This window comes from Pseudomonas tremae, from assembly GCF_001401155.1.
GTDB lineage: Bacteria > Pseudomonadota > Gammaproteobacteria > Pseudomonadales > Pseudomonadaceae > Aquipseudomonas > Aquipseudomonas tremae.
The window spans coordinates 1-243 of the sequence record NZ_LJRO01000182.1; the positions used below are offsets into that span (position 1 = coordinate 1).

Here is a 243-nt window from a genome sequence, read left to right on the forward strand (position 1 = left end):
AGATGTGTATAAGAGACAGTGGCACCGCAGCGCGTCAGCAATTGATCAGTGCTGCAAAAATCGGGGAAGCACAGAGCCTGAACATCCGGCTGGGCTAAAAAGCCCGGTCGCCGATCAGTGCAGGACGTGGGGCACGTCATCCTTCTCGACTTCGCCCTCAGCCAGACGGCCAGCCATCTGTACGCCCACACTCAACATGGCCTTGGCGACTTCAACATGCTGACCTTGCATGAACGCTTTGGC

At 57.2% G+C, this 243-nt stretch carries 2 pseudogenes; one reads left to right on the forward strand and one right to left on the reverse strand.

Annotation, left to right across the window (positions count from 1 at the left end):
* A pseudogene (locus ALO43_RS13135) lies at positions 1–98 on the forward strand (SOS-induced cell division inhibitor SulA); the annotation flags it as partial.
* A 16-nt stretch (positions 99–114) separates the two neighbouring features.
* On the opposite strand, the pseudogene ALO43_RS31460 reads toward ALO43_RS13135, so the two are convergent.
* Positions 115–243: pseudogene (locus ALO43_RS31460) on the reverse strand (hypothetical protein); the annotation flags it as partial.